15 protein-coding genes are annotated in these 25,505 nt (G+C 43.2%); 6 read left to right on the top strand and 9 right to left on the bottom strand.

Annotated features, from left to right (window positions below):
* Positions 1-92: 92 nt before the first annotated feature.
* Entirely contained in the window at positions 93-1,505 is a 1,413-nt protein-coding gene (gene nhaC, locus H5125_RS00075; RefSeq protein ID WP_182743109.1) for a Na+/H+ antiporter NhaC, read from the bottom strand.
* A gap of 514 nt (positions 1,506-2,019) precedes the next feature.
* On the opposite strand from nhaC, the gene H5125_RS00070 reads away from it, so the two are divergent.
* The gene (locus tag H5125_RS00070; RefSeq protein WP_182743237.1) at positions 2,020-3,153 is read left to right on the top strand and encodes an ADP-ribosylglycohydrolase family protein; all 1,134 of its coding nucleotides are present in this window, start codon (positions 2,020-2,022) and stop codon (positions 3,151-3,153) included.
* Here the strand turns inward: H5125_RS00070 and ovoA are convergent.
* From ovoA to H5125_RS00050, 4 genes are all read right to left on the bottom strand, one after another.
* On the bottom strand, positions 3,125-5,287 hold the full coding sequence (ovoA, locus tag H5125_RS00065) for a 5-histidylcysteine sulfoxide synthase (protein ID WP_182743107.1): 2,163 nt from the start codon (positions 5,285-5,287) through the stop codon (positions 3,125-3,127). The genes H5125_RS00070 and ovoA overlap by 29 nt on opposite strands.
* Before the next feature lie 115 nt (positions 5,288-5,402).
* Positions 5,403-6,536 (bottom strand): MalY/PatB family protein, encoded by a 1,134-nt coding sequence (locus H5125_RS00060; RefSeq protein WP_182743105.1) that lies wholly within the window; start codon positions 6,534-6,536, stop codon positions 5,403-5,405.
* A gap of 101 nt (positions 6,537-6,637) precedes the next feature.
* Entirely contained in the window at positions 6,638-7,297 is a 660-nt protein-coding gene (locus H5125_RS00055) for a thiopurine S-methyltransferase (protein WP_182743103.1), read from the bottom strand.
* Positions 7,298-7,395: 98 nt separating this feature from the next.
* Complete coding sequence (locus tag H5125_RS00050) at positions 7,396-7,743, bottom strand: hypothetical protein (protein ID WP_101085154.1); 348 nt, start codon at positions 7,741-7,743, stop codon at positions 7,396-7,398.
* A gap of 291 nt (positions 7,744-8,034) precedes the next feature.
* Between H5125_RS00050 and H5125_RS00045 the strand changes: the two genes are divergently transcribed.
* Positions 8,035-9,867 (top strand): protein kinase domain-containing protein, encoded by a 1,833-nt coding sequence (locus tag H5125_RS00045; RefSeq protein WP_182743101.1) that lies wholly within the window; start codon positions 8,035-8,037, stop codon positions 9,865-9,867.
* Positions 9,868-10,004: 137 nt separating this feature from the next.
* On the opposite strand, the gene H5125_RS00040 is transcribed toward H5125_RS00045, so the two are convergent.
* From H5125_RS00040 to H5125_RS00030, 3 genes are all read right to left on the bottom strand, one after another.
* Positions 10,005-12,401 (bottom strand): zinc-dependent metalloprotease, encoded by a 2,397-nt coding sequence (locus tag H5125_RS00040; protein ID WP_182743099.1) that lies wholly within the window; start codon positions 12,399-12,401, stop codon positions 10,005-10,007.
* A gap of 40 nt (positions 12,402-12,441) precedes the next feature.
* A complete protein-coding gene (locus H5125_RS00035) occupies positions 12,442-16,152 on the bottom strand; it encodes a response regulator (RefSeq protein WP_182743097.1) in 3,711 nt (1,236 codons plus the stop codon).
* A gap of 281 nt (positions 16,153-16,433) precedes the next feature.
* Entirely contained in the window at positions 16,434-17,828 is a 1,395-nt protein-coding gene (locus H5125_RS00030; RefSeq protein WP_182743095.1) for a PhoH family protein, read from the bottom strand.
* Between the two features lie 331 nt (positions 17,829-18,159).
* Here H5125_RS00030 and rapA point away from each other — a divergent pair, with 331 nt between their 5' ends.
* On the top strand, positions 18,160-21,066 hold the full coding sequence (rapA, locus tag H5125_RS00025; RefSeq protein ID WP_182743093.1) for an RNA polymerase-associated protein RapA: 2,907 nt from the start codon (positions 18,160-18,162) through the stop codon (positions 21,064-21,066).
* Between the two features lie 129 nt (positions 21,067-21,195).
* Positions 21,196-22,071, top strand: coding sequence for an alpha/beta hydrolase family protein (locus H5125_RS00020; protein WP_243756324.1), 876 nt, complete (start codon positions 21,196-21,198; stop codon positions 22,069-22,071).
* A gap of 51 nt (positions 22,072-22,122) precedes the next feature.
* On the opposite strand, the gene H5125_RS00015 is transcribed toward H5125_RS00020, so the two are convergent.
* Positions 22,123-22,929 (bottom strand): crotonase/enoyl-CoA hydratase family protein, encoded by an 807-nt coding sequence (locus H5125_RS00015; protein ID WP_182743089.1) that lies wholly within the window; start codon positions 22,927-22,929, stop codon positions 22,123-22,125.
* A 434-nt stretch (positions 22,930-23,363) separates the two neighbouring features.
* Here H5125_RS00015 and H5125_RS00010 point away from each other — a divergent pair, with 434 nt between their 5' ends.
* The gene (locus H5125_RS00010) at positions 23,364-24,359 is read left to right on the top strand and encodes a response regulator (protein WP_101085144.1); all 996 of its coding nucleotides are present in this window, start codon (positions 23,364-23,366) and stop codon (positions 24,357-24,359) included.
* Positions 24,360-24,374: 15 nt separating this feature from the next.
* Positions 24,375-25,331, top strand: coding sequence for a sensor domain-containing diguanylate cyclase (locus H5125_RS00005; protein ID WP_162023916.1), 957 nt, complete (start codon positions 24,375-24,377; stop codon positions 25,329-25,331).
* Positions 25,332-25,505: the final 174 nt, after the last annotated feature.

Genomic DNA, 25,505 nt, shown 5'->3' with positions numbered 1-25,505 from the left:
AAACGCTATGGCGGTCGATTCAGCTCAAGCATTGGCTAAATTTACAGTCTTAACGCTAACAGCCCTATGGATTGATAAGAGATTAATATCCTTTACGCCAAAGCTGGTTTAGTTTTCGGTTTGAGAAGACCAATACCAAAGGCGGCCATTGCCACAGCTATGATGGCATTAAGGTAGTTGAAAAAAGCATAGGGCGCGTAGTCAAGTACGTCTACCCCTAGAGTGGCGGTATAAAAGGCACCAGCTGTGGTCCACGGAATAAGGCCTGTAGTCATAGTGGCACCTTCTTCAACTGAGCGCGAAAGAATGGCGGCCTCTAAATTTTGTTGCTCATATTTGGGCTTAAACAGTTGGCAACTGAGAATAATCGAAATATAAGCCTCTCCCATAGCAATGTTACCTAAAAAACCGGACATAATCGTCGTAGCAATAAGGGTGGCGGTGCGCTGCACTCTTTTTATGATGCCGGCTAATAGTGCGCTGAGAAATCCCGCGCCGTGTAAAATGCCGCCTAGTGCGATAGCCATTAACGCCAGCAGCAAGGTCCAGCTCATACTGCTAATGCCGCCGCGACCAAGCAAAGCATCTAAACTGGCGATACCCGTTGATTCGGGCGTATTTTCCCACAGTGCATTAAGCACGGAGATAGCACTTTCTTGCTGATAAAAAATCGCGATTAGCACGGCGAGAATTATGCTGCATGACATCGTCACTTCAGCGGGCACCTTTCTAATGCTCAGTACCGCGAGTAAAATCAGTGGTAATAACGTAATCAGCGGCGTAAGGCTGTAATTGTTGGCAAGTGCGGTTTGAATTGAGGTAACTTCTGCCAAGTCTAGATTTTGTTCACTATAGTTCAATCCGATCACTAAAAATATTAAGAAAGTGAGGATAAAGGTCGGCGTTGTGGTGAACAGCATGGAGTAAATGTGTCGATAGAGATCCGTGCCAGCACTCATAGCGGCGAGGTTTGTGGTATCTGAAATCGGCGACATTTTATCACCGAAAGTTGCACCGCAGACAATCATACCTGCGACTAAAGGCAGTGGAATATTCATCGCAGAGCCGATGCCAATAAAAACCACGCCTAAGGTGCCGACAGTACCCCAAGATGTTCCAGTTGCTAGCGACATCAAGGCGCACAGTAATAAACCAACCGCCAAAAACAAACTCGGACTCAGCCAACTAAGACCATAATAAATAAGCGTGGCGATGGTGCCACTGTGCATAAAACTAGCAATCACCATGCCGATCAATATAAATATATAGATGGCAGGCATGGCTCTGGTAAGGGCGCTAGTCATCAACTCACGTATATGTATATAGCCGTAACCAAGACTAAAAGCGTTGAGTCCTATCCATAACAAGCACAGAAACATCAGTGTATGCAGGCTGATCCCTAGACCAAAAAGTCCACCCGCTATGGTGATGATAATCACGCTAAAACAGATAAGAGACTGCAAAAAACTAGGGCTACGGGGTAAGTTGGGAGTGATTACAGACATTGGCACACATTATGGTAACAATTGGGATGAAGCTGAGTATATCAGTACAAGTAATTGGGTAAACTATAAACAAGCAGGATATTAAAAATAAACATTTTATCTATTATAACCAGTAGGTTAGCTACCAAGTAAAAGCCAACTCAAAAGATATATCATCACAGAGCGCTGCACATGATTATTTATACATTCATTTACAAGCTCATTTACAGGCACATTTATAAACTCAATGGGTTACATCCGCGATATCCTCTTCGTCCTCCTCATACTCAAAAAGCTGTTGCGCTTGTCGGGTTGAAGATTTTGGTTGCGAAATAAATTTAGCCTATTGCCTTAAAAAAACGTCTAGTTTTGTATAAATAACGTATCTAGTATGACCACATACATTTTTAATCAATATTCACATGGTAAAAATTATCCATTCGTTATCGATTCACAACCTATTGTTGCGGAGTCTATTGTTGCTGTATCTAATGCAGATACGTATTCTTTTTTACCATGTGAAAGAGGCATTATCATGAATCACAACCCTTCTCAGCCACTTCGCGTTACCTGGGCACTTAAAACAAGCTTTATTGCTGATGCTTTGGCCATGCCAGTGCATTGGTATTATCAACCGATGGAAATCGAGCGTGCCTTTACTGGTGGTATTCAGCGCTTTGAGGCCGCACCTGAGTTTCACCCTTCATCTATTATGTCCTTGCACTCCAAACATAAAGGGGGGCGACAGTCCAATGATCGGTCGTCTAAGGGGCATTCAGCTAACGATCAGTCGCCGCAAGTGGTAGGCGATATTATTTTAAAAGATAAGGCGCAGTTTTGGGACAAACCGAATGTACATTATCATCAAGGCATGCTGGCGGGTGAAAACACCCTCAACGCCCATTGCGCTCGAGTAGTGATGCGCACCCTGGCGAGTTCGCCACAACCCTATGACCGACAAGCATTTGTTAATGCCTACATTGACTTTATGACAATGACTCCCGCCGCTCATCCCGATACTTATGCAGAGTCCTACCATAGAGGATTTTTTGCTAACTTGGCGCAGGGACGCAAGCCTGAAAACTGTGGCATGATAACTCACGACACTGCATCTATTGGTGCATTGGTGACCATAGCACCTTTGGTTTTTTCAGAACGACTTAAGGGCATAAGCGAAGCCGAAATAAAGATTACCTGCCGAGCACATCTGGCCTTAACCCATCCTGATGAATCTTTAATGCAGGTATGTGATAGCTACGTGCAACTGTTGTGCGCTCTGATGGATGGGCCGGATGAAGCAAGCGTTAAGGCTCTTTTACTTGAAGCAAGCATAGGCCTAACCAGTACTAATTTAGCCGGTCTGTTAAAACGTAATGTGCCCGACAATCAGGTCGTCGGCCAAATATTTTCAAGGGCATGTTATATTTCAGATTCTTGGCCTGTCGTCTTGTATCTGGCCTGTAAATACCAACATGATCCTTGGCAAGCACTGCGAGTGAATACTAACTTAGGCGGTGACAACGTACATCGAGGAATAGTGCTGGGAACCTTACTGGGATTGCAAAGCGATGCTGTGGCCACCAGCTGGTTTGAACAACTGGCAGACCACAAATTGATTGCTCAAGAAATTGAGACACTTATCAGCGTGGCAAGCGCTCCCAAACCGTAAGTTCAGACAAAGTATGCTGAAACTTGTGCTGAGTTTCGCGGATCACAAACGGGACTTTGCGCGGCTCACCAACCAACTTAAAATGGCTTGATAGTTGATCTTTCAAGCCATCTAACGTGCTGTAGTTTTCACCATCTTTTTTGAAACCACCTATCCACTCTTCCTTAGGTGTATGTTCTTCCAACCACGTGTAAGGCGATGCAATAATAAGCAAGCCGCCATCATTGATGCGCTGTGCCATATCCGCCAGAAAACGACTCGGCTGGTAGAGTCGGTCAATCAAATTAGCTGCTAAAACTAAATCATAAGCCGTGAATTGGGATTTGAGGTTACAGGCGTCGCCTTGATGAAATGCGACACGGTTTGCATAAGTGTCCAACCCTAATTCTTGCAGGGTACGAGTATGATAGCTCACTAATTCGCCTTCTTCGGCACGGGCGTAACGCACTGCGCCTTGCTGCGCCATTTTAGCTGCTAGGCGAGTAAAGTTTGCTGAAAAATCAATACCGTCTACGTCATCGAACTGGCGGGCCAACTCAAAACTTGCTCGGCCACAGGCACAACCTAAGTCAAGTGCTTTACCGGTGGGTTTACCCTTCATTGCCTCAAGTGCAATATCAGCTAAAGCTTTAGGAAAATTCTCTACGCCATACCAGGTGTCACCAAAGTGAAACTCTGCATATTCTGACAATAACTGGTCACTTTCGTAGTAAGCCTTAGGAGACGTTGCCTCAACTTCAGAGGCAATATAACGAAATCCGGCGTGCTGCGTAAAGTGACGCCTAAATGCATAACGTGCACTAAGACGCGCTTCGTTTCCACTTGAAATCCATGAACCACCTTTGATCAAGTTGTGTTTACCATCAAAAGTTGGCGTGGTGAAATCGTCATACAGTGGATGTACTTTAAAGTTATCGAAAGGGTAAATAGGCGTTTCAGTCCATTGCCATACGTTGCCCACCACATCAAACCAATTGCCATGTTGATAGCGTGTTACTGGGCAGCATGATGCAAAATGGTCGAGATGCAAGTTTGCATTGGCCGCGCTGTTACCCAGCTCTTCTACGCCCGCTTGTGCACACAATCGATACCATTCGTCTTCAGTTGGCATGCGAATTTTCTGTCCAGTTTCTTCTGTCTTCCATTCACAAAATGCTTTCGCTTCATGATAGTTAACTTCGGCAGGCCAGTCCCAAGCCATATCAATTTCTTCAGTCATTAAGCGCAAGCGCCAGCCATTGTGCCAACGCCAAAATGCTGGGTGTTTTGCCTCAGTAAATTGCCGCCAAGCCAGACCTTCATCACTCCAAAAACGATTATGCTCATAACCACCGTCCTCAACAAACTCGAGGAACTCCTGATTGCTGACTAAATATTGGCTGGCTTTAAACTCAGCTACCTCAGCCTGATGTTGGCCATATTCATTGTCCCAGCCATAAAATGCACTATCAAATGATTGTCCAAGATTAACTGAGCCAGCGGCGACGCTTATTAGTTTATTTTTTGGCGCCTGGCCAGCATCTTTACAAGCTGGCCATTGAGGTAATGGCTGGACTTTAGCCAACTCATGTTGGCGAATGAGTACCGACGATGTCTCAAGGTGAATACGCTCGTGCTCAATACCCATGACGATGGGCCACCAGGTATTTTCCCAATCAATGGGTAGGGCAAGGTCCAAGGTATCAATTAATGTTAATACTGTGGCGCGCACTTTTGCACGGTAGTCTTTTACCGCAGCAACACTGGGCCAGTCATAACTGTCTTCAGACAAATCATCCCAGCTCATTTCATCAACGCCCACAGCAAAAATAGATTCCATATGAGGATTAATCCGATCGGATATCAGTTTTGCCAATAGTAGCTTGTTGATGAAAAAAGTGGCCGTATGCCCAAGATAAAAAATAAGCGGGTGGCGCAAAGGTATAGGTTTTTGATAGAAACCAGTATCATCGCGCAAACAATCAAACAGTTGCGTATAGGTATCAAAGGTGTTGGTGAAGTATAGCGCTATTTCTTGGCGCTTATCATCCACGGTGCCACTGTCCAGTGTAGGGGTTCGGCGCAATGATCCAGAGTCAACAAATGTTGCGGATCGTTTAGCCATTCCTTGAGCGTTTTGTATAGGTAATGTCATCGTGAAACACGTTCCTTTAATTCTTATTCTATATTCATACGATTAACTACTGGATAAAGGGTCAATTTTTTTACTTTATATTGATATTACCCGTAAAAAAAAGTTTTGCCGGTGGTTAAACGTCTCTGCCCTGCAGTTTTTTAATTGCTTCGACTAAGTAATCTCGTGAACAGCCGAAGTTCAAGCGAAAACAGTCTTTATCACCAAAGTCTCTGCCCGCTGATGGGCCGACACCTTTGGCTTCACACCAGGCTTGCGTATCGGGGACTTGTAAACCGCTGGCATCAACCCACAGTAAAAAAGTCGCCGCGGGTGAGATAGCTTTTAAACCGTCGATTTTGTTGATTTCAGTCACTAGATAATCACGATTTTCAGTTAAATACGCCACTTGTTGTTGATGCCACTCATCGCAATGCCTGAAGGCTGCATTAGTGGCGGTAAGACCTATGACTGTTACCGATGGTAACCTGCCGCGGGCTGCATGGTTGAATGCTACTCTTAATTTTTCGTTTGGAATAATAGCGAAAGACGTACCTAATCCCGCGATATTGAAGGTTTTACTGGCGGCCATTAATGTCACTGAATGCTCAGCCAATTCTGGGTGCGCACTGGCGGGTAAATGTGGCACGTCATCTAAAATTAAATCACAGTGTATTTCATCCGAGCACAGCATGACGCCATGTTTTCTGCATATTGCTGCAATTGTGTCGAGTTCTGCTTGGTTTAAGACTGTTCCAAGCGGATTCATTGGATTACACATAATAAATAAGCTGGCTTTAGGATCCGCAGCAGCCTCTTCCAAGGCATCAAAATCGAGTGTCCAGCGACCATCCACTTCTATCGAGCCGATACAAGTTCGCTTGAGATTATTAATTGCCGGTGCAGCCAATATCGGAGGATAATTGGGTGTTTGTACGATAACTGTATCACCTGCTTGGCAATAAGCTTGAATAGCCACATTAAATGCAGGCACCACACCCGGAGTCCACACTAGCCAACTAGGATCAATCTTCCAGTTATATTGACGTTGACACCACGCCACAACGGCCTCACTGGCATCGGTATCGTGAGCAGGTAAGGTATAACCGAACAGGCCATCATCAATGCGCTGATGTAAGGCAGACAAAATAGGCTCAGCACAGCGAAACTCAGTATCAGCAATCCACATAGGCAATATATCTGTACCTTTGTATTTTTCCCATTTATGGGCTTTTGACGATGTGCGGTCAGGTTTATCACTGAAGTTCATTGCGGATCCTTTGATTATTCATTTGCTAGTCTACAGAAAACAGCCGACTTAGCCTGTTATAAAAAAACCTACCGATGTTATAGGTAGGTTTTAGGGTCTGTTTATGATTTTCGGGTCAACTTATAAACAGCTTCATTAAGCCAAGGCACGTGTTTATTCATAAACCTCGGATTGTCAGCCAGTACATCAACACACTCCAATAATTCAACATCAAAATATGGCGTTAAATAGCTTTTAACCCAATCTGGACTAACTGCAAATGGCGGCCCTTTTAGAGTATCTTGTAGGTAATCTAGGGTAATTAATAAGCCACTTACATTCGCCGGTATAAGCGCAGCGAGTGCTTTAACATACTGTTGGCGCATTTCTTCTGGCCACGCAATCAGGGCAGCACGATCGTAAAAACCACTAATCGACGCTGTTGCACTTTTGGGTAGAGTAAAAATATCCCCTTGATATAAGGTGACTTGATCGGCAGAAAAGACTACATGTTCGTCGGTAGGATTAACTTGATAAGTAAGATCATTGTCGGTAAAAAATTGTTCAACTGCGAGGGTATTGAGTTCACATCCCAGCACAGTATGGCGCTGCTCGGCCAAATAAAACATATCCAATGATTTACCACATAGAGGAACGAATACCTCAGTGTTTTCATTCAAACCAATATGCGACCAATATTTTACTAAAAAAGGGTTCACTTGGTTTTGGTGAAAACCAATTTGTTGTAACTGCCATTTTTCATGCCAAAAGCTGGGTTCCATGATGCTATTCTTCAGTCAAGTTGCTAATGAGATGCTGGCTACTTTAAAGACTAAAAAAAAAGGATGCAACCTCCCTTAATGATTTGGCATTCAACTGCCTAAGCTTTACCGTCTAGTGTCATTTGTACTTGCCTTAACCAACGACAGTTTTCACATTGGCACTTTCTGCGCGACATGTGGTGTGGGCTTAAATTTGAGTCAATGTAATCGACCGCTATTAATAATTGTTGCTTTAATTGGTCAACCGACTTCATCTCAAGCGCAACCATTTCATCGTTATGATTAATCCATAAACACTCCTCCCCCTGATGACAGGTTATGCATTGCTCATCACTTTGATTAAAAAACACTGCATGGGGACAATGGGTGACTTCCATTGATTGTAAAATTCGCTGCCGAGGAAAATTAAATAGCTGAATTAAATCAGCTTTATTTATATTATGCATATAACCTCTCACAAAAACGTTGATTAACTAGTACAGCCATAGTACCGAGTGTTGATTGATTTTGATTTGATATAGGTCAAGGTTTACTTATCATAATTTTTTAGATAGGAAGCGGCCTTTTACAATTAAAAATCCTTGCTCACAGAAAATACTGTGCGGTATTGAGTCAAAGAACCGCCATGTTTAAATAGACTGCGTGGATGTTTGGATACAATCTGTTGTTTTCAATAAGAAGCACTTGCCGCAGTAAGGTTAATCAAGGTTTAATGGACTTAAAAAGGAGGCTTACCTTTGCAAACACCGCAGCTGCAACACTTTTATATCAATGAAGAGCAGTCCATCTATCTGCTCAGCGCCAATGATGCACGCAAGCATAAGGCCTGGATCCGCTTGTGTAAGCAACAGCTGAGTAAATTGGGATATCAGCAAATTGAATTTATTGGTAAGGGGGCCTATGGCTTTGTATTTGCGGGTATCAATGAGTTTAGCCAATCACATGTGTTTAAATTCTCAAGGGTAAATTTACCCCAAAGCGTCCAAGATAGGCTTGAAGAAGAAGCCTATATGCTTAGCCAAGTAAAACACCCCAATATACCTGGGGCGATAAAATTCGAACGGGTCGGTAAGCAAGGCATTTTAGTAATGGAACGGGCTCAAGGAGAAGATCTCGACAAAATTTGCCAGAGATTAGGGGCTTTACCGCCGGTAATTATCGTCAGTATTGCGAGACAATTAGCCAATATTTTATATTATCTGCGTAAGGGTAAGCCTTTAGTGCATGGCGATATTAAGCCATCTAACTTGGTTTATGATAGTGAAACCGACAAATTGTCCTTAATCGATTGGGGATCTGCGGTATTTGCTCAGCGAGATGAACACGGCCGCGCGGTTGATGACAATGTCATGTCCTTACTATCAAGCGACCAACAGCACACTAACGCGCGCATGGGCGATGTGTATTTTATTGGTGACGAACAACTGAGCGGTGCGTTATCTACGCCTCGATTCGACGAGCAAGGCGCTGCTGCAACCTTATATGCACTCGCATCAGGACAAATTAGCCGTTTCGGCACAAAAATCATTCCAGCCACCAGCATAGGATTACCTATCGAACTGGCAAAAACACTCGATGCAATGCTCAGTGATGATGTTGAACAGCGCAATCTTGCGGGTGATTACTTTCTCAAAAGCCTGCGCCACAGCCATCGAATGCATTTGCCGATATTATCGTCACCTCCGCTAGCACCCGACATTCCGGTGTGGGCTCAACCGCGATCTAAAGCCGTCGAAACCGTAAGTTACAGCTCGCGTAAATCGTTTTTGAAAGAGCACAATACTCTAGATCCCATTGCCAAAATGGATGATGTGCAATTAGAAAAATACTATCGCAATTTTATGGTGGGTATGGCCGATACCGAAAAAGGCTTTATTGCCGCAGTAGGCCGTTTAGCACAGTATCCAATCGTTGGCGGTTTGGTGATCCATTGGCAAGAGTCTGGGGTGTTTATCGACTCCAATTTAGCTATTTACGATCCCGACAGTAAAGCGCCGTTAGTGTTAGCAGTAAATAATATGGTCACCATGGCGCGAGGAATTAAGCGGATTGGAGTGTTCAAGGCTTGCTTCTTTAATGCCAAAGACACCTTACACCTTGAGCGAAAAAGTACCGAGCACCAATATAAAATAACCGGTGAACTGCAAATGCCGTTTGAGGTCGGTGATGTGCCCACCTTAGAAGATAAATCTCGGCTGCACTCATACTTTGAAGACGGTAAAGATCCGGAAGAAAACTTGGAACTGCCAGCAGAAATCATGACCGAACTGGGGTGGTTAAATCAAATCCACCATACTGGCTGTATTATTTTTGAAGCGCTACCAAACCATTTAAAAATCCACAGTTACTTACGTTTATTAAATCCACGAAAACAGGCGGCATTTCGAGCCTGTTTAGATCGAATTATGACTCACGCAAATAAAATTCAAGGTCATGGCATTTCAGGTTTTATGAAACTGCCCTATAAAAACACTCGCCAATTTAGCCATATCGATCGTAAAGCAGATGATTTCTACCCTAGAAACCCTAAAGTCATCGTTGCAGAAGCCACTTTACCGCAAACAAAATAGCCATACTCCAAACACTATCATCATGCTGTTGCGGTGATGCAAAGCAATACGCGACCCCAATAGAGGTCGCGTATTGTCCGCTATACATCACTCAACACTATCACTCAACACTCTCACCCAACACTATTAGCCAACACTTAAATTGGCGAGCCAGGAGGCAAGTCCACCGGCTTGGTGATTAATCGATAAGTAGGATCGGTCATGCCTTTCGTTATACCTTGAAACAGCCAATCGTAATGCGCCGATTGATAATCGCTGCCACGGTTACCGCGGCGTTTAAGTTGCTTAATAATATAATCAACTCTTGCGGCTAACTGTGCTTTGACTTCGGGCGCTGTTTTAGGGCTATGGTACGTTGCTAACAAACTATCAATCACCACTGTATTGACGCGCATTTGCATCGCTAGGCCCTGGCCACTCGGTAAGTCTTGATACAAACTGGCACCCGCAAGCTTATCGATTAATTGAACCACCGACAGTTGCTGACTGTCTTCCATATAGGCCTGACTGACACGGTTTAAACGTTCAGGGGTTAATAATTGCGCCACAATGTGACGGCTCAACACTTCTGCCATCGCCACAGGATCAGTTATCACGCCTAAGTTTGATCCAAAGCTTTCACGAGTTTTTCGATAATTACCGGCTTTTGGCACTAACGCTTGCAACACATTACTTGGTACTAACAAGCTCTCGGTTTGCAAACTCGCCAATAATGCATCGAGCGCAGCAAGTTGCATTTTAGGCCGAATATAATTCCAACGTACGCCAGAACCTACTTGCTGATAACTGTAATCCGTCCCGCCAATCCACTTTGCTGCGGCTTCTATTTGATAACGCGTGAGCAAATATATGGGCACAAATACATCGGCTAATTCGCCATGAGGTTCACCGGCTAATAAAGCATCTGAGTTAAAGTCATCCATCGCTTTACGACGCACTGTTTCTAAACGTACTAACTCTGCTACCGCATCGTTACCACGATCCCATAAACTGGCGTATGCATTACTGGCGCTGGCACTACGAGAGTCTGCTTCCCCAATATATCGAAAGCCTTTAGTTAGGGTCGACGTTAACAAAGACTCGGTCTGCGTAAGGCCTCCATAACCATAAGCGATGGTGTATTTGTCCCACTCACCAATTCCTTCGGTGTAAGGCGTGGCAATATTAATTTTATCGTCTTGAATACTCACGTACGGATGCGGATAATCCATTACCGAAGCATTATCGTTTGTTGATGCAGCAAAGTTATGGTCAAGCCCTAGGGTATGGCCCACTTCATGCGCTGCTAACTGGCGAATACGGGCAAGCGACAATGCCATGGAGGCATCAGCAGCGGCTTTACGATCAGGCCAACCAGCCGTTAGCCCTCGAGCAATAAGATGATCTTGACGTACTCTTAAGCTGCCAAGCGTGACATTACCTTTAATGATTTCACCGCTACGAGGGTCGGTTACTGCTGCCCCATATGACCAACCTCTTGTGGCGCGATGCACCCATTGAATCATGTTATAGCGCACGTCTTGAGGGTCTGCACCTTCTGGCAACAATTCAACTTTAAAGCCGTCAATGAAACCGGCATCAGTAAATGCACTTTCCCACCAACGTGCACCTTCCAATAACGCACTGCGAATAGGCTCAGGTACACCTGGGTCGAGGTAATAAATAATAGGTTTAACCACTTTACTGGGAGCATCACCCGGAGTAACTTTTTCTAATCTGTGGCGCAGTAAATGGCGTTGAGTCAGTGGTTGATCAACTGCGGTAGAATAATCGGCATATTCATCAGATAAATAACCGCTCATGGGATGATAACGACGAGGTTGATAACCCACATCAGGGAGTTGCACAAAGGAATAGCGCACTTGAACAGACAACAATTTACCGTCTGGAGTAACTTGCTCAACTTGCTTGCCTGCTTTGCTGGCTTTAAAGGTTAAATTAACATCAATATCAGCATTACGTTCAAACGATTTAATCTTTTGCGGCAATATCACTGAGCGGCTGCTGTCTAAGCTGTACAGACCTTGCTTAGTTGCCGTTAATACATCCGACACCCCATGCAAATCATTAATCACTAGGTCATTAATCGCGACTAATGCCGTTTTACCTTCTACTAATTTACCGCGCCATAAAATCGATTCAGCAAAAGCTTGTGTGACCGCTTGACGCTCAGCAACGTTATCACTGGAGGCGCGAAAATAGGTATTAAGCTGCTTGAGCACAACATAAGGACCATGCTGTTCAAATTGTACCATTCGGGTTTGGCCTAGCTGGCCACGGTCTAAACCGATATCATTTGAACCAACACCATGAGGTAAACTGGTCAGCAATAGAAAGGGTTGATTGAGCTTATTCGCTTGTAAATAAAGCTGTGCGGATTTGGCATCATAAAATAGATTGATAAAGCCTTTTGCCACTTCAGCATTATTAATTATTTTTTGGGCTGAGTCGCTGGCAGCCATTGCTGCGTTAGAAAGTAATGTTGCTGGTGTGATTGCCAGCAACAGCGCCAATGAAATACTTCGGCGGACCATAATTAATCTCCCTGTCGTTTATATCCTATCTTCAAAAATACTAATCGTCTTTATGATTATGTTTATATGTAATCCAATGAGATAAGGTTTCAAATAATTCAGTAAGCACAATCGGCTTAGTGATATGCGCATTCATGCCTGCTGCTAAACTTTTTTCTTTATCACCCGACATTGCGTGCGCCGTCATGGCAATAATGGGCATTTGTTGTTTGCTATAACGTTTGCGTAATTCGGCGGTGGCAGTTAATCCATCCATTACCGGCATTTGAATATCCATTAACACTGCATCAAATGGTTTAGAATCAATCACATCTAATGCCACTTGGCCATTGTCAGCTATCACAACTTCATAACCAGCACTTTTGAGTAATTCAGATGCCACTTGTTGGTTAATAAAGTTATCCTCAACCAACAATACTAAGCCAGATGCTTTAGCGGGTTCTGCTTCAATAATAACCGGCATTGCATTTAGCTTGGGTTCTTTGGCAAAGGCATTAATAATTTCATCAAATAACGCCGAGGCCTTAAACGGTTTTTGTAACACTGCATAAACAGAATTTTTTTGCAGCTCATGGTCTAACGGTTCAGCAGCATAAGCGGTCATTAAGATAATAATAGGACGCTTTGCTAAGCTACCATCTGCGACCATTTCATCTATCGCCTTAATAACATCACAGCCGTTCATTTCAGGCATCATCCAATCCAACAACAATAAATCGACTGGTTTTTTACGCAATATATCCAGTGCTTTTTGACCACTGTCAGCCGTGTTTACACCAAAGCTAAAGTCGGTCATCAATGTCGAATAAATTTGTAATGCACTTGGGTTGTCGTCAACCACCAGCGTTGTCAGGTTATTTAACTGTTCTGGCACCACCAGCGGCTCGATCACTTGTTCTTCGGCAATTTCAAAGCTAATGGTAAAACTAAAAGTACTGCCAGCGCCCAGCTCGGACTCAACTTGCATGGTACCACCCATCATCGACACTAAATGTTTACTGATAGATAACCCTAAGCCTGTGCCACCATATTTACGTGTGGTTGAACCATCGGCTTGTGAGAATGCATCAAACAGCATTGCTTGTTGATCTTTACTGATCCCAATACCGCTATCGCGTACCCAGAACTTCATGGTAATACGGTCGTCACGCTCACCCACATCTTCACAACCCAGCTCAACTTCACCGGTTTGGGTAAATTTGACCGCATTAGACAATAAATTAACGATGACCTGGCCTAAACGCAGTGGATCGCCATACAAAATAAGCCCTGCGGTAACAGGCGCATATAGCAGTAATTCAACGCCTTTTTCTTGCGCTTTAAGCGCATTAATATCAATAACATGATCAAGCACTTTATCCAGCGGAAACGCGACTCTTTCTAATTCTAATTTGCCGGCTTCAATTTTAGAAAAATCTAAAATGTCATTAATAATTCGCAGTAACGATTGGGCAGAAAAACCGGCTTTATTAAGATAATCTTGTTGCTGCACGGTCAAGCTAGTGCGTTGTGCTAACTGCAACATCCCAATAATCGCGTTCATAGGTGTCCGAATTTCGTGACTCATGTTGGCCAAAAATTCGCTCTTGTACATGTTGGCTAACTCGGCGTCTTGTTTTGCTTCAAGCAAGGCGACTTCGTTACTCTTCTGGCGGGTAATGTCTTTATGAGTACCTAGCATCCGCTTACTACAACCATCCTCGGAAAACTCAACCGCTCGACCACGGGATAACACCCAGTAGTACTGGTCATTTTTACCGCGCATTCTAAATTCGATTTCATAAGTGCCAACCGGATCGCGCACATATTGAGAGCGGTACTCTTGGACCCGTTCACGATCGTCAGGATGATACAACTCATCGATTGATTCGAGTAACGGTGGAAACTCATTAGCTTGATAACCCAACATAGAATAAAAAGCCGGATTACAAATAATCTGTTCAGAATCAATGTACCAATCCCACAGGCCATCTTCTACCGCATCCATAGCAAGATGATAACGTTGCTCAGACATACGTAACTGTTCAGCAGCTTCATATTCACGGGTAATATCGCGCCAAACAGAGATCAAACCTAATAGATCGCCACGGCGATTGTAAAACGGCAATTTAAAGGTATCGAGTAATACCGGTTTACCTTCAATATTGACTCGTTCTTGGTAACGCAAGGAATGTTGCTGAGTCAGTACTTTGTTGTCTTCTTCACCAATGCGCAAGCCTTGCTCTGGGCTCACCACTTCTGATGACGTTAAGCCTATAATCTCATTTTCGGTATAACCCAGCATTCTTTCAGCTGACTTATTACAGCCTAAGTATTTGCCTTCTTTGTCTTTAAACACGATCGCTTCAGGGATCGAATCGATCAATGATCGTAACAGTGCAAACTCTCGCTCACGGCGCTCTGTTGTTTCACGTAAACGCTGAGTGCGCCTAGCAACTAAGTTATCAAGACGTTTGTTTTGTTCGGCAAGATGATGAGTATACTGACGGTTTTCTTCAAAAATACGACTCACTAGCGCAAACCATGGCTCCCAACCACGGGTAATTTTCTCTGGCGGACGGATAGGCGTTTGTGAACATGCTTCTAAATGGGTTAACAAACGTGAAGCAGGGCTAACGAATGCTCGGCGAGTTTGCCAATGCACTATGGTAACCAGCAGCGACAAAGCCAATACCACTAACAGAAAACTCAGTTGCAGCTTGTCCCAAGAATCTTTAAATAAATCATCTTCATCTTGCAAATACAGTAATCGCCATGGCGCGTTATGCAGTGCCACACTATGAATATAATAACCGTTTCGCAATATGCCTTCGTGGGCATCAAATAGCTCAGATTCCGATAATGAATGTAACTCTGCCGGAATTCGCTGGCTTATGTGATAAACCTTATTCATTTCACTGGAGTCAAAATCACTGTGAGATAAAATATTATTTTGCTGGTCAAGCAGAATCACCGTGCCTGGCATTTTAAAATAGGTGCGAATTTGTTTATCTAACGATGATAACGTCATGTCGAGGTTAATCGAACCAATAAACTCATCTTCAAGGTACACGGGTAACCCAAGCGTAGTAATTAAGCCCTGATTCGTCGAGTCGATGTATGCCTCACTCCAAAACACACTCCGTTGTGGGTTCATTGAAGGTGTCGCTAATTGAAATTGTTTCTTATTGAGCAGCTCATCCCTAAAGCGTAAGTCATTATTTTCCCATGGATAAAATGACATCATCCGACGCTTAGAAATATAATAAATCGACGAAGCTTTAGGCGCTGCTTCTTTCGCGACTGGGAAGGATAATGACAGTTCAAACAGCATTTCAAGCTCTTGATAAAAGCTCTCGCTACGATCATCTAATGAACCAGCACCCGTAATGCGTCCCATATTGGTAAACGGCACGCCGCTGTTGGCATAATTAGGTTCTAAGGTGAAATACTGGCCATCTTCGTTAAATTTTTCATACTCTGGTAAGCGCTCTTTACGAACAAACTCCCCCAAACGTAAATGGTCCACCGCCACATCACGCAAACTTTTCACCGCACGAATGCTCGACTCAAGCAATAAGTCGATTTGCATAACATGACGGGCAACTTGTTCTTCTCGCTGTTGAATTTGCTGCTCTTTTTGACGTTCAAACATAATGCCAGCGGTCAGCAAAGCCATCACAATCACCCCGATATAGGTGTAGAACACCGCTCGGTTATAATTACGTTGAATAGGAGATTTTAGTTGTAAATCTGGCTCAGTCGGTTTCATTAACCACCCTTGATACAGCGTAAAAAAAAGACCCGCTGTCGAACGAATAACACCAAAAACGGCAGTTATAACAGTAATGATTATGATATCAGGAAGATAAGCTCAAGCACATGTATTAATGGCTCCAGAGATACTTGTCCAACCTGCAAGTAATACAGACTACAAATATTAAGGCATATTGTAGGCGATTGAAAATACATAAGGTTATCTTGTGTAACCTTATGTATATAGACAGGATATAACCATGATTAATAAAGTGATTTCCTTAGCAAGTTAAGCCGTTACAAATGCTCCTCTGCAAACTCCGCTAAACGAGACCGTACGACACCATTAAGATAAATATTGGCGCTGCCTTCAAAGTCTTTAAAACGTTCGACTATGTAAGTTAATCCTGATGTAACCGGTGTTAAATACGTCGAGTCAATTTGGGCTAAATTACCACTACAAATCAGTTTAGTGCCTTCGCCCATACGAGTGATCATGGTTTTAATTTGTGACGCGGTTAGGTTTTGACATTCATCTAAAATAACCACCGAGTTTTGAATAGAGCGGCCACGCATAAAGTTAATCGACTTAAACTGAATATTGGCTTTTTCCATTATGTAATTAACGCTACCAGCTGGGTTTACATCATTTTTATGGAGCACTTCAAGCGTATCGGTAATTGCGGCAAGCCAAGGGGTCATTTTCTCTTCTTCGCTGCCAGGTAAAAAACCTATCGATTCAGCAATTTCAGGGGTATTACGGGTGACGATAATTTTGTCATATAACTTACGTTCAACTACCAATTCTAATGCCGCGGCCATCGCCAATAGCGTCTTACCGCAACCTGCTGGCCCCGTCAGAATAATCAGTTCAATATCAGGATCTAGCAAAGCATCTAGCGCCATACCTTGGTAAATATTTTTAGGATTAATTCCCCATGCTTCATGATGTAATAAGCGATCACGGCCGCGATCGATCATCTCTAAATGTTTATCGGTTTTACTGACTACTCGACCACAAAAATCCGAGCTTTCATCGATTAAATACTGGTTAAGATAAAAGTTTTCATTACCAAGATGTTCCAATGGTACTTGGTGAACCGTATGCAACCCTCTACGTTCGGTGGAGACTTTATCGACATTTTGCCAAAAATCCCCAGAGAATTGATAAAAGCCTTTGGCGAGAAAACGCACATCATCAATCAACTGATCGCTGCGGTAATCTTCTACGCGCTCAATACCTGCACCTTTGGCTTTTAAGCGCATGTTAATGTCTTTAGTGACTAACACGACAGTGCGGGGAAAATGGATTTTTTGTAAATGCAGGGCGGTGTTGATAATGCGGTTATCGTTATTGTCTCCAGGCAGCGAGCCGATAATAAACTCGACTTGATGATCTGGGAAAATCGATAAATGACCAGAAACTTGAGAATGTTCTTCGCGAGTAGGCAATGCAACGCCTTTTAAAATTTGCTCTGGGGTCGTGGGACCACCAAGAATATCTTCTAATGCACGTATAGCCACTCGTGCATCACGACTCACATCTCGTTTGCGGTCCTTTATACTGTCGAGCTCTTCTAACACTGTCATGGGAATAACTACGTCATGTTCCTTAAACGAATATATCGCTAAAGGTTCATGCAGTAACACGTTGGTATCCAGTACAAACAACTTTTTGTCGTTTCGTTGCATGGTGCCTCCAGAGTGCTCTCAATGAATAGATATCAGTATCACTTAACTTAACTAAACGTATAACATTAAAGGGATAATTAAAGTCTCTATTGAAAACAGGTCATTGCCATGAGCAATGCTGCCTTAATAAAATATGTCACTTGTCGGGTAAAAACTCAATGTCATCATCATCGCCTTTGCTTCACACTATGACGTCAATGTGACGCTAACATGTCAAGATGGTGTAAAAATGAACATCTAAACGATAAATCAATGCTAAAATTTCAATCTGGATGGGTTTGGTTTAACATACGCCCCCTTTTTTGTTTCACGCAATAAATGAGAGTAAAAGATGCCGTTTGCCTTAGGTCAACGCTGGATAAGTGATACCGAGTCAGAACTCGGATTAGGAACAGTCGTTCAAGTTGAAGGCCGCATGGTTACGCTGCTATTCCCTGCCACTGGAGAAAACCGGATGTTTTCTCGCAGTGAAGCTCCCTTAACCCGAGTTATTTTTAACCCAGGTGACACTGTCGAAAGCGGTGAAGGTTGGAGTATCACCATTGAAGAGCTTGAAGAAAAAAACCAATTGGTGATTTATCATGGTATTCATAGCGAGACTCAAGAAAAAGTCAGTCTTCGTGAGACCATGCTAAGCCATAATATTCGCTTTAATAAACCACAAGATCGTTTATTCGCCGGACAAATTGACCGCCTAGAACGTTTTGGGGTGCGTTATCAATGTCAGTTATTGCGCCACAAATTAGCCAGCTCAGATTTACTCGGTCAACAAGGCCCACGCGTAGGCTTAATTGCACATCAGCAGTGGATTGCTCATGAAGTGGGTAGCCGTTACGCTCCACGCGTATTACTGGCCGATGAAGTCGGTTTAGGTAAAACCATTGAAGCTGGCTTAATTATTCATCAGCAATTACTCACTGGTCGTGCTGAACGTATTTTAGTCATAGTCCCGGACACACTTCGTCACCAGTGGTTAGTTGAAATGCTGCGCCGCTTTAATTTACGCTTTTCAGTATTTGATGAAGATCGCTGCGTAGAAGCTTATGCCGATAATGACAATCCGTTTTATACCGAGCAGTTAATTATTTGTTCACTTGATTTACTGCGCAAGAAAAAGCGTCTTGAACAAGCTGTAGACGCTGATTGGGACTTAATGGTTGTCGATGAAGCTCACCATTTAGAATGGTCAGAAGATGCCCCTAGTCGCGCTTATAAAATCGTCGAAGCGTTAAGTGAAGTGGTCCCTGGTGTATTACTCCTTACCGCGACCCCTGATCAACTCGGTCATCAAAGCCACTTTGCTCGTTTACGTTTGCTCGATCCAGATCGTTTTTATGATTACGATGCTTTCTTAGCTGAAGAAGCAAGCTACAAAGATGTGGCAGAAGCAGCTGAAGCATTAAGTCAGGATAAAAAATTACCCGACAGTGCCATTAACAGCTTAACTGAGTTGCTTAGCGAGAAAGACATCGAGCCAAGCATTCGTTTGATCCAGTCAAAAGAGGTTGATGCAGAATCACAGCAAGCAGCACGTCAAGAATTGCTCCAAGAATTGCTCGACCGCCATGGCACTGGCCGCGTACTTTATCGTAACAGTCGCGCATCAGTAAAAGGCTTTCCAAAGCGTATATTTAATGCTTATCCATATGAGATGCCTGCGCAGTACGTGACCGCTGAACGCGTTAACGCCATGATGGGCAGTGCCAAGCAGCCACTGGCTAAAGCAGCACAAGCATTAAGCCCTGAGAAGCTTTACCAGGCCTTTGAAAATGACAGTGCCAGCTGGTGGAAGTTTGATCCACGGGTAGACTGGTTAATTGAGTTCCTAAAATCGCATCGCAGTAAAAAAGTACTGATTATTGCTAGCCAGGCTGAAACTGCATTAAGCCTTGAAGAAGCGCTGCGAACCCGCGAAGGTATTCAAGCTACGGTATTCCATGAAGATATGTCGATTATCGAACGCGATAAAGCCGGCGCTTACTTTGCTCAAGAAGACGGCGGCGCCCAAGCATTAATTTGTTCTGAAATAGGCTCCGAAGGGCGTAACTTCCAGTTTGCTAGCCATTTGATTTTGTTTGATTTGCCGCTTAATCCTGATTTGTTAGAGCAACGTATTGGCCGCTTAGATCGTATTGGGCAACAAAACGATATCCAAATTCATTTGCCTTACTTGCGCGATACCGCTCAAGAAAGATTGATGCGTTGGTATGATCAAGGATTAAATGCATTCGAACTCACCTGCCCGAGCGGTCATGTGTTGTTTAACGAATTTGCCGATGAACTGATTAACGTACTTTGCGACGATGATGAAGATCAGATGACTCAATTGCTGAATCACACCCAGCATCGTTATAAAGAGCTTAAACAGGCAATGGAGCAAGGCCGCGATAAATTGCTAGAGATAAACTCTCACGGTGGCGAGCGTGCCAATGCATTAATTAAGCGTTTATCAGACAGCGATAACGATACTCATCTCATCGGTTCGGTCATTCGTTTATGGGATATTATTGGTGTCGATCAAGAAGATCGCGGTGAAAACTCAATCATTTTACGCCCGAGTGAGCACATGATGTTCCCTACTTATCCTGGGCTGAATGAAGACGGTATTACGGTGACGTTTGATCGTGAAACCGCTTTGTCTCGTGATGACATTGCATTTATCACCCAAGAGCATCCTTTAGTACAAACCGGCTTAGATTTAATCACCGGCTCAGAAACGGGCACCACCAGTGTGGCAATTCTAAAGAATAAAGCGCTTCCCGCGGGGACGCTGTTTTTAGAATTAATTTACATGGCTGATGCCTCTGCCCCAAAATCGACTCAGTTATACCGTTATTTACCACCGACACCTATCCGGGTGTTATTGGATAAAAATGGTCTTAACATGGCAGATAAAGTGGACTATGCCAGTTTTGACAAACAGCTAAGTGCGGTAAACCGTCACATCGCTAGCAAGCTTGTTAATGCCTCACAGCCTATTTTACATCCGTTATTGGCCAAAGGTGAAGAGTATGCAAAAGAGTCGCTTAAGCAGCTAGTAGTGAATGCTCGCGCTAAAATGACTCAACAACTCACAGGCGAGCTGGAAAGACTTGAAGCCCTAAAAGCCGTAAATCCGAACATTCGTGAAGACGAGCTAGAATATATTCGTAATCAAATGACCGAGATAACGGGCTACATGGATAACAGTCAATTACAGCTTGATGCAATACGTATGGTACTTGTCAGCCACGTATAACGGCTAACTAGCATTAAATAATGTTGTATAAATCATGTCGTGTAACCAATGCCCTGTATATCAGGGCATTGTTTTTATTCGCGGTTATACATTAAGCTAACCGCATTATGGTGTTATTCGCTCGAGGTTATGGTGCAACTAGGACAATTTAGTCGGTTATTAATCGTAACGATAAGCATATTACTGGCAGCGCCTGGCGCAAAGGCACAGCAACCTTACGGCTACTTACCTACCGATGAAATCAAATTTATCACTATTGACGGTAAACAAACTGAAGTGCTTGTAAGGTCTTGGCAGAGTAAAAAACACTTTGGTTCAGCGATGATTATTGCTGCGTCGGACACCGATGCTGATGCTGCCGGCTTAGCCAGCTACTTACGAACCAATATTAATGCCCGCGGTTGGGCAAGTATTAGCTTAACCCCAGCAAAAGGGCTATATCGGCCTAACTATGCAACAAAACCAGAAGAAATCACTAAAGCAGGCACCGAACAACTGCAATTAACCAGCAATAAAAGTATCCCAAAGTATGAGTCGTCTCAATTGCTTGAATTACGTAACTTTCAGCAAAGTAATCTCAATGAAGCCCTGAACCAATTAACCTCAACCACCAGTTTATTTCCTGGCGGCAAGATTCTAATTGTTATTGATGACACGGCCGGCATGGTCACGAATCTGCTTTATGACAAAAAAATTCCCATCCCTGATGTGCTAGTCATCGTCAACGCTTATCGCGAATTTGAGTATTTAATTGATCCGCAAAGTCAGCGTAAATCGATCGCCGAACAATTAGTCACCATGTCGATCCCGATCCTTGATATTCAATCCGCCGATGCACATCCGAATTCAATTGAACAAGCACCTACCCGCCTCAACTACAATCAAGTGAAACCTGCTAAGTATTATCGCCAATACCAAATGAGCTTGGACTTAAGCAGCCCGAGTGGCTGGGAAGAAGCCCTCGATCAAATAGAAGGCTTTTCCAGAACCGTTATCGGAAGATAGTAAATTCAGCGTAGCCATGACTAAAAATAGAGCATTAGCGAAAACAGATTATTACCACCAAGATTGACGAGAACGATAGGCTTTATCAGGATTTTTAGTTTGTCTAATCGCAGCAATCACGCGGTTTTTACCCAGCAACAACCTTATTTGGCTTAGTGATTCTCGGGCTAATAGGCTGCGCACTGAAGCGGTCCAACTTTGATTGATGCTGCGTTTAATCGCAGCATTAGCATCCGGGGAAGTGCGGATGATTTTTTGGGCTAATAACGTGGCACACTCATAAGCGTTATCACTTATTTGAGTCACCAAGCCTAGCTCAAGCGCTTGCTCGGCAGTTAAAATATCCGCGGTATAGGTCAACATCAACGCTTTGTCTTTGGGCATAATTTGCCTTAATGCCACCAAACCAGCCATATCTGGCACAAGTCCCCACTTTGCTTCCATTATCGACAACTTACAGCTTGGCGTCGCAATACGAATGTCAGCACCCAATGCAATTTGAGTCCCACCGCCGTAGCAACAGCCTTCTAGAACCGCAATAACAGGAACAGGCAAACGCTGCCATCCCAACGACACACGTTGGGCTAAATTTGCATTACCAGGCAACCACTTGAATAAAAGCTTTAATGCACTTGTAGGTGAACTCGCGACACTTTTCACATCCAAGCCTGAACAAAAGTTACCTTCCGCACCCGATAAAATAACCGCATTAACTCGTTTATCGCCACGGAGTTGTTTAATTACGTTATCAATCGCAGTAAACATTTCAACATTAAGCGCATTAATTTTACTGGGTCTATTTAAGCAAACATGGGCAATGCCATTATCTACCGTCAACTTAATCAACTCTCTTTCCATGAAACACCCTGTTACTGGTCAGTCCAGTTTTTAGACTAACATATCTGGACTATCTGGCGAATAGTAATAACATGACAAATAATCGGCACTGGTCAAAATATTGCCACACGTTATTTTGAACAAAATTTCATTGAGTGTTAGCCTGATATATTATCAATATAAGCATAACCATCTAATCTTCATGTTTTTACATAACATGTAACACCTGATTGATATGACATTGATGACTTTGTGGCAACGGCCACATAAATGTTACAAACTTAATTAAATGTTAAAACTAAGTTATCAATATTGTAAGCAAATAAGTATAATGATCTAACGAACAAAAAATCGCTGTAAATAGTCTTATAATAATAACTATCCGCCTCGCACCACTCGCAGTTGCATTAACGAGTTTTTTTCCCCTAAAGGCGAAATAAGGAAGACCAGCAACAATGACCATTCCAATATTAATATGCGACGATTCTGCGCTCGCCAGAAAACAAATGGCAAGAACTCTCCCCAAAGATTGGGACGTTGAAATTAGCTACGCCACCAATGGCGCTGAAGGCCTTGAAGTTATTCGCGCAGGTAAAGGTGAGATTGTGTTTCTCGATCTCAACATGCCAGTCATGGATGGTTACGAAGTACTTCAAGCGGTACAACAACAAGATTTACCGGCACTGATTATTGTGGTGTCAGGTGATATTCAAATTAAGGCTCATGAACGAGTCAAAGCATTAGGTGCCCTCGACTTTATTCAAAAACCCGTTAGTGCAGAGGCTATTAGCCATATTCTGCAAGAGTACGGTATTTTGACTCTTACCCAGGGTAATAAAGCTGAAGAAACGCCAATGATGAAAGTTGACATGCGTGATGCATGTCAAGAAATAGCCAACGTCGCCATGGGCAGAGCCGCTGACTTGCTCGCTAAGCTTCTGGATGTATTTGTACTACTGCCTATTCCTAACGTTAATGTGCTTGAAGTCAGCGAATTAACGATGGCCTTAAAAGCCACCGAACGAAACTCAACAGTCTCTGGGCTTTGCCAAGGATTTATTGGTGCAGGTATCGCAGGTGAAGCGTTATTACTGTTCCATGATTCTAGTTTTGAAGATATGGCCAAGTTAATGGGATTAGAAAATCCAAATGATATTGGTACTGAAATAGAAGTAATGATGGACACTGGTAATGTGCTCATTGGCGCTTTTTTAAATGGTATTTCTGAACAACTCGACATGAAATTCAGTCAGACCCATCCAGTAGTGCTTGGCAGACACTGCAGTGTCAACGAGCTCATTCACGACAACTCTGACAAATGGCAGCGCACTCTCGCGATGGAAATTAACTATCGAATAGAAGATTACAATATTGAATGTGATCTTCTGCTGCTATTTACTGAAGACTCAATTCCTACGCTGAACTACAAACTTGGCTATTTACTCGACTAATGTTGGATACTTTTTATGTCAAATGATCAAAGTGCGATGAACGAACTCCACTGGCTAATCGATATGGTGCAAACCATTGAGGTTGGTTTAGTTGTGCTCGATCGCGACTATAACATCCAACTTTGGAACGGTTTTATGGAAAACCACAGCGGTGTCTCACCCAATTCTATTAAAGGTAGTAATCTATTTGAAAAGTTTCCCGACTTACCCGCCACGTGGCTAAAACATAAAATGGAGTCGGTTTTTTTACTTAAAAATCGCACCTTTATTAGTTGGGAACAGCGTCCATACGTATTTCAGTTTAAAAACTATCGTCCAGTGACTGGCCGAGCCGATTTTATGTACCAAAATATTACCTTACTGCCATTAGCTTCGTTAACAGGGCAAATCACTCATATCAGCATTATTATCTATGATGTGACCGATATTGCGGTTAATAAACTGCAACTTAAAGCCGCTAATGAGCAACTTGAACAACTCAGTCAAACCGATGGTTTAACCCTTTTGCATAACCGTCGCCATTGGCAAAGTTGCATGGAAAAAGAATTCGATCGTTATTCACGTTATGGCGATGCGGCATCATTGGTGATGATTGATATTGATAATTTCAAGCGCATTAACGATGAATATGGTCACCCTGCCGGTGATAAAGTGATCCAACATATTGCCTATTTGTTAAAGCAAGCATTACGTGACACTGACTGTGCAGGCCGATATGGCGGAGAAGAGTTTGGAGTGGTGCTATCTAAGACAACCGCAGAAGAAGCTCTCAACTTTACCGAACGATTAAGAAAGCGCATTGAAGCATCGGAAGTCGCATTCGAAAACCGCCTCATTAGAGTCACGGTGAGTCTGGGCATTAACGATTTAGATTCTGAAATAGATAATAGCTCAACCTGGTTATCGGGTGCAGATAAAGCCTTATATGTCGCTAAGCAAGAAGGCCGTAACAAAAGCATCATCCATAAATAAGCGCCTAGCAAACTTTTTGGTTATCCATAAAAAAACGCCCATCTTTGATGCAATGCCGATCGTTTAAGGGCACTTGACCGATCTTGCAGATGAAAGATAATCCCTACCAGTATTCTGGTGGGGATTTTTTATGTTTGAGCAAGAGCTTGAATTAGTTCATGAGTCTGTTGAAGA

The sequence above is a fragment of the Shewanella sp. SR44-4 genome, assembly GCF_014163715.1.
Lineage (GTDB): Bacteria > Pseudomonadota > Gammaproteobacteria > Enterobacterales > Shewanellaceae > Shewanella.
Note: the sequence above shows the minus strand (reverse complement) of the source record. Positions and strands in the feature narration are given on the sequence as shown.

Excerpts from the sequence above, each read along its gene's own strand:
- nhaC (WP_182743109.1), bottom strand. The coding sequence starts at position 1,505 with ATGTCTGTAATCACTCCCAACTTACCCCGTAGCCCTAGTTTTTTGCAG.
- H5125_RS00070 (WP_182743237.1), top strand. The coding sequence starts at position 2,020 with ATGAATCACAACCCTTCTCAGCCACTTCGCGTTACCTGGGCACTTAAA.
- ovoA (WP_182743107.1), bottom strand. The coding sequence starts at position 5,287 with ATGACATTACCTATACAAAACGCTCAAGGAATGGCTAAACGATCCGCA.
- H5125_RS00060 (WP_182743105.1), bottom strand. The coding sequence starts at position 6,536 with ATGAACTTCAGTGATAAACCTGACCGCACATCGTCAAAAGCCCATAAA.
- H5125_RS00055 (WP_182743103.1), bottom strand. The coding sequence starts at position 7,297 with ATGGAACCCAGCTTTTGGCATGAAAAATGGCAGTTACAACAAATTGGT.
- H5125_RS00050 (WP_101085154.1), bottom strand. The coding sequence starts at position 7,743 with ATGCATAATATAAATAAAGCTGATTTAATTCAGCTATTTAATTTTCCT.
- H5125_RS00040 (WP_182743099.1), bottom strand. The coding sequence starts at position 12,401 with ATGGTCCGCCGAAGTATTTCATTGGCGCTGTTGCTGGCAATCACACCA.
- H5125_RS00035 (WP_182743097.1), bottom strand. The coding sequence starts at position 16,152 with ATGAAACCGACTGAGCCAGATTTACAACTAAAATCTCCTATTCAACGT.
- H5125_RS00030 (WP_182743095.1), bottom strand. The coding sequence starts at position 17,828 with ATGCAACGAAACGACAAAAAGTTGTTTGTACTGGATACCAACGTGTTA.
- rapA (WP_182743093.1), top strand. The coding sequence starts at position 18,160 with ATGCCGTTTGCCTTAGGTCAACGCTGGATAAGTGATACCGAGTCAGAA.
- H5125_RS00020 (WP_243756324.1), top strand. The coding sequence starts at position 21,196 with ATGGTGCAACTAGGACAATTTAGTCGGTTATTAATCGTAACGATAAGC.
- H5125_RS00015 (WP_182743089.1), bottom strand. The coding sequence starts at position 22,929 with ATGGAAAGAGAGTTGATTAAGTTGACGGTAGATAATGGCATTGCCCAT.
- H5125_RS00010 (WP_101085144.1), top strand. The coding sequence starts at position 23,364 with ATGACCATTCCAATATTAATATGCGACGATTCTGCGCTCGCCAGAAAA.
- H5125_RS00005 (WP_162023916.1), top strand. The coding sequence starts at position 24,375 with ATGTCAAATGATCAAAGTGCGATGAACGAACTCCACTGGCTAATCGAT.